This window comes from uncultured Thiodictyon sp., from assembly GCA_903837595.1.
Lineage (GTDB): Bacteria > Pseudomonadota > Gammaproteobacteria > Chromatiales > Chromatiaceae > Thiodictyon.
This window is the reverse complement of record CAILVI010000072.1, coordinates 1-5,189: the sequence shown is the minus strand read 5'-3', so window position 1 is coordinate 5,189 and position 5,189 is coordinate 1. Positions and strand designations below refer to the sequence as shown.

3 protein-coding genes are annotated in these 5,189 nt (G+C 61.4%); all 3 read left to right on the top strand.

The features are described from left to right. The first annotated feature begins 293 nt into the window (after positions 1-293). The 3 genes from QZY44_RS03945 to QZY44_RS03935 all read left to right on the top strand — a co-directional run bounded on the left by QZY44_RS03945 (position 294) and on the right by QZY44_RS03935 (position 3,068). The gene (locus tag QZY44_RS03945; RefSeq protein WP_295442538.1) at positions 294-1,532 is read left to right on the top strand and encodes a site-specific integrase; all 1,239 of its coding nucleotides are present in this window, start codon (positions 294-296) and stop codon (positions 1,530-1,532) included. A 30-nt stretch (positions 1,533-1,562) separates the two neighbouring features. After that, the gene (locus QZY44_RS03940; protein ID WP_295442535.1) at positions 1,563-1,868 is read left to right on the top strand and encodes a hypothetical protein; all 306 of its coding nucleotides are present in this window, start codon (positions 1,563-1,565) and stop codon (positions 1,866-1,868) included. A gap of 954 nt (positions 1,869-2,822) precedes the next feature. Further along, positions 2,823-3,068, top strand: a complete 246-nt coding sequence (locus QZY44_RS03935) for a helix-turn-helix domain-containing protein (protein WP_295442532.1) — start codon at positions 2,823-2,825, stop codon at positions 3,066-3,068. Positions 3,069-5,189: the final 2,121 nt, after the last annotated feature.

Here is a 5,189-nt window from a genome sequence, read left to right as displayed (position 1 = left end):
CTTTCGCAAACAAAAAGGGGACGACCTTGCGGTCATCCCCTTGTTTTTATTGGAGCCGGCGAGAGGAGTCGAACCCCCGACCCGCTGATTACAAATCTGAGATTCGGGCATTCTCTCAGTTCCTATCGGTTACGTTTCGCTACGTTTTAACAACCGCTTACCTGTTCAAGTCGTGCTATCCTTTGCGACACAGTACGCCCAAATCCGCCCCTTTGTGGTTGCTCAATGGTTGCTCAGATTCCCGAGCAACCAACCAACGGGGACAGGGCGAATCACTGAACCGAGGGGGCATTATGGGCGTTGACACCGAGACGAGACAAGGGCCGGTCAAACTGACGAAGCGGGCGGTTGACGCCCTGACCTACACCGGCACCGGCAACGGCGCGTGCTATATCTGGGACTCCGAAGTTAAGGGGTTTGGGGTGCGGGTCTACCCGGGAGGCCGCAAGGCGTTCTTGGTTGCCTATCGGGCAGGAACGCGCAAGCGGTTCCTAACCTTGGGGACCTTCGGCAAGGATTTGACCGCCGACGAAGCCCGCAAGCTGGCGATTGTCACCCTTGGCGATGTAGTACGCGGTACCGATCCTGCACAAGTCCGGGAACAGGAACGGCAAGGCGAGACCATGCGCGACCTGTGCGCGGCTTACATGGACCGGCACGGCAACGCCAAGAAGTCAGGGAGCGAGGATCAACGGCGGATAGACCGTTACATCCTGCCCAAGTGGGCGAGCCTCAAGGCGCGGGCGATTGTCCGGCCGGATGTGGAGGCCCTACACCGCAAGATCGGCAAGACGGCACCCTATGAGGCCAACCGCGTGCTTGCTCTGCTGTCCAAGATGTTCGAGCTTGCCCGGCGATGGGGGTTTGTGCCTGAAGGCCAAGCCAACCCGGCCCGCGACATTGACCGATTCGGGGAAACGAAGCGCGACCGCTGGGTTACCCCTGACGAACTGCCCCGCCTAGCCCAAGCGATCAACGAAGAACCGAACGAATCAGCCCGCGCGGCCCTGTGGCTCTATCTGCTGACCGGCTGCCGGAAGTCCGAACTACTCAAGGCACAATGGGCTGATGTGGATTGGACCCGGGCAGAGCTTCGGTTACCCGATACCAAGGCCGGGCGAGTGCATTACATCCCCTTGAGCCCTCCCGCCGTGGCCTTGCTGCGCGACCTACCCCGGGCAGATGACAACCCCTTCATTCTGCCCGGCAAGCTCCCGGGCGCACACCTGGTCAACGTGAGCAAGCCTTGGGGCAGGGTCCGCGCGGCGGCCGGTGTCGAAGATGTGCGGCTGCATGACTTGCGGCGCACGGTCGGCAGTTGGCTTGCACAGTCGGGCAACTCGCTGCACCTGATCGGGCGGGTACTGAATCACTCCAACCAATCCACAACCGCGGTCTATGCTCGGTTCGGGGAGGATTCTGTACGGGCGGCCCTGGACCAACACGGCGCACGACTGATGGGGGCGGCCGGACTGACCCCCACGGCAGAGGTTACCGAGCTTCCGACCCGCGGCCGGACTGCGGCAAAGTGACGAGAACCATTTACGCCCGGAGTCCCGTCTATGGTCACATTCATTCTTGACACCCTCGCCTATTCCGACACCCTTAAGGCTGGCGGGTTCAGCGCACAGCAAGCCGCGACCCTTGCCCGGACCATGGCCGAAATCCTGGATAGGCTAAACGCTACCGAGACAAAAATGGATAGACAGGATAACAACTTGCGGCACACAATCGAAATCTTGCGGGTTGAAATGAAGCGCAACATTGCCCAGACCAAAGCCGACTTAACCCGCTGGATTATTGGCGCGGGTGTCTTTCAGACCACCATCGTGGTGGGTGCCTTGCTGAAGGTGGCAAAGCTGGTTTAGTGCGAGGCAAGCAATCCGCGCAGATTGCAAACGATAGCGCGACCACAACCCAACCGATCAACAAGGTTCGATCATGACTGGATCACGGCCCGACCATTCATCAAATCAGTGCGGCACGGCGGCTTTCTACGCAATTATTAGTCTATTGAGCGAAGCGGACATGGTAATAGCACTTCGGGCCTTGATATGCCTTAAGGCCGGTGCCGTGGATGTGGCGCGGCGCATGAAGGACAAGATGACCGCCAGCGGACAGGAGCGCCTAGAATTGGCAATGACGATATATCACACTGCACGGCGACAGGGACCGCCAGAGGAATGCAGATATGGCACGCAGCTATCTACTGAAGAAGCCAACCTGGTTTATTTATTCAGGCACCTAACGCCGCACCAGAAAGCTGATTACTTAAGAAAGTTTTCGAGAACCGTCGATGCTGCCTTATCACGGAGCTTGCCGGGTGACGCGTTCGCAGTTGTGGACCTGGTAGCCGATTCGGGCGCACGAGTCGCGCCCCCCACCTGACCGCGACCGCTCCCAGGGCAGCGAGCCCGGCCCGCTGCGGGTTCAGTCTGTCGCCCATGGTCTGACTGTCGGCGCCCCTTCCCCGTACCCCTGCCCGATGCTGTCGCGGGTCGCCTTCGCTTCGTGATGATCCCCTTACCCCTCCCAGAGGGGGGAAGGGGTAGCCCTCAGACGGGAGCGGGAAATTAGAAGGGGTGCATCCTTGCACAGCCCCGCCGCTCCCGGCGGCGGATTTCATAGATCGGCGCCCCTAACGCAACCGCCGCACGCCTGCCCGGTATCCCAGACCGACCAAAGGGGCCGGGATAAATCGCGCGACAGCATACGCAAATTGCGCCACCACAGACGCAAATCACGTATCTGGACGGCGAGACACAGACGCCCGCAAGGCGGTATCGTTCTATCTCGCTCAATCACGAACGGGACGCAACGATATGACGGTAAAACGTAACCAGCCCCACCAAGCGCCGACCGTAGCCCCTGCCGCACTCATCAACGAGAAACAGGCGGCGGAAGTCTTGGGTATGTCGGTTCGGACCCTTCAAGCTTGGCGCGTGGCTGGCGGCGGCCCCCCATTCGTCAAGCTTGGGGTCAATGTCCGGTATCGACCCGAGACCCTTAGCCGCTGGATTGAAGAAAACACGGTTGCAAGTACCAGCGCCACCGCTGCAACGGCATAGGCGCGAGAAATGAACCAAAACAAAAAGCCCGGCGCATTGGCCGGGCGAAAGTCAAAGAGAGGCGATCTTATGCCGACCAACACCGAAGCACAACCGCGCAGCAACCGCCGCAAGGACAAGGCCCCGCACGCCCCGAATCTTGAGCAATCCGCCCCGGCCCTGGCATGGATTGCAGCGACCTGCAACCTTGTCGCGAGCGGCCCGCGTGGGTCCGCTGGCTACCTGTCCGAGGATCGGGCGCTTAGCCTCTTGGGCATCGTGTCTGAGATGTCCGGGCAACTTGGCAGGACTGAGCCCGCGACCGCGCCCCCGACGGCCCTGCCTGCGCCTGTGGTCGAACCCGAACCGCGCCAGCACGAACCCGACGCGCTTAAGGAGTCCCCCGCCCCTGTGGCTGAACCCGAGCCCGAACCGCAAGGGTTCCGGTTGTGTCTTGGCGGTGACCCTCAATGGTTTGACTATGCCGCGGTTGGTGCGCTTCTGTGCGCCTGGCGGGCGGCCCTTCCTAACCCAGTCTTGGCCAGCGAGCTGCGCGGCTTTCTCTGCGCTGTCGAAGATGGGGAGATGGACAGTCCCCCCTTTCGTGAACTACGGGCGGCGGCAATCGCTGTCTTCAAGCCCGACCCTAAAGCATGGAGCGTACCACATATAGGACATATATTAAGGAAAATAAAGGGGAAACCGCTTGATGGCGTGTGTGTAAAGAACGTACCAAACCGGCGAGACGCGTCTTACTGGTGGGTAGATGTGGCGGCACCGACCGACCAAGACCACTGACGCCCCCAATTCTGCTATCCTTTGATGATGCTACTAAACTCACCGAGCATACAGATATTACCGAGCGCTGGCGGTGCGCACCTGCCGGGGGTATCGGGGTAAGCGGGGGTATTTTTCTAACCCTCGCGAAAAACTGTCACTGACAAAATAAACTATAGGGGCAGACGGTACCCATAAATACCCCCGTACCCCCTAGCAGTGTCTGAAGCAAGTCCATGGCATCCCGCCGCCGCAATGATCGAACGCGATAGCAGCCCCGTACATGCGCCAGCCATCTGCACCGCGTGCCATCGGGTGCCGTCACCTGTGCAGCGCCCCCCACGGGCCAGCCAGAGGCGTTCTGTAGGCACTGGCGCCGATGATCACGGTCGGCAGTCGCTAGGCCCTGGCACTGGCCAACGGTGGGAGCGGTTACCCAGGCACCGGGCACCCGGCCCCGTCGTCTTGGTCCCGGCCCCGTTAATACACGCGCCGCGCGTTCGCGGGTCCCTCTGGGGCTTTCCCTCAGTGCCCCGCGCAGCGAGCCGCGGTTCTTGGCAGAGTTTGGCAGCCGTCTAGCTGCATTGTGAACTGAGAATTATTCTCATTTGCGCAAGATTCTAAACCCGTTCGATCTGTGTATCCCTGTCAACGCCTACTATGGAGCGTTCTTATGCTGCACCAAGTATCACCCCGCGGTGTGTTCGATGACGAAGAAGCCCGCAGGAAGTGGGAAGCGTCAGACGAGTTCGCCACCTTGGACACTGGCTTTAGCAGGCCGTGTGCGTTGTATCAAACAAAGCTCGATGGGTGGGTTCTTCACAGCCCAGGCATTGACCCCGAAGCCGATAGCTGGAAGAAGCTTAACGCAGACAAGGCTGCGCGTTGGCTCAAGAGCAACGGACACGAATTACCGCCAGAGCTTAACCCAGAGGTCTGAGACCGGGGACCCTGCCCAGTCAAGGCCCGGCGGGCGCCGATGCTATCGCGGCGGGTTCGAGTCGGTGCCACTCCGGCGACATTGGCGAGCGGGTCAACCTCCCAAGGCACCGGGCGCCTTGCCCAGTCGAGGCCCGGCCGGCGCCGATCCTGCCGCGGCGGGTTCGAGCGGGTGCCGATCCTGCGACTGTGGCGAGCGGGTCAACCTCCCAAGGCACCGGGCGCCTTGCCCAGTCGAGGCCCGGCCGGCGCCGATCCTGCCGCAGCGAGTTCGAGCGGGTGCCGATCCTGCGACCTTGGCGAGTTGGTCAACCTCCCCGCGTACCGGGCACCTTGCCCAGTCAAGCCCGGCCGGTGCCGATCCTGCAACCGTGACCACCTGGTGAAGGTCCCAGGGCACCGGGCACCTTGCCCAGTCGAGGCCCG

Coding starts and splice junctions, on each gene's coding strand:
- QZY44_RS03945 (WP_295442538.1), top strand. CDS start 294: ATGGGCGTTGACACCGAGACGAGACAAGGGCCGGTCAAACTGACGAAG.
- QZY44_RS03940 (WP_295442535.1), top strand. CDS start 1,563: ATGGTCACATTCATTCTTGACACCCTCGCCTATTCCGACACCCTTAAG.
- QZY44_RS03935 (WP_295442532.1), top strand. CDS start 2,823: ATGACGGTAAAACGTAACCAGCCCCACCAAGCGCCGACCGTAGCCCCT.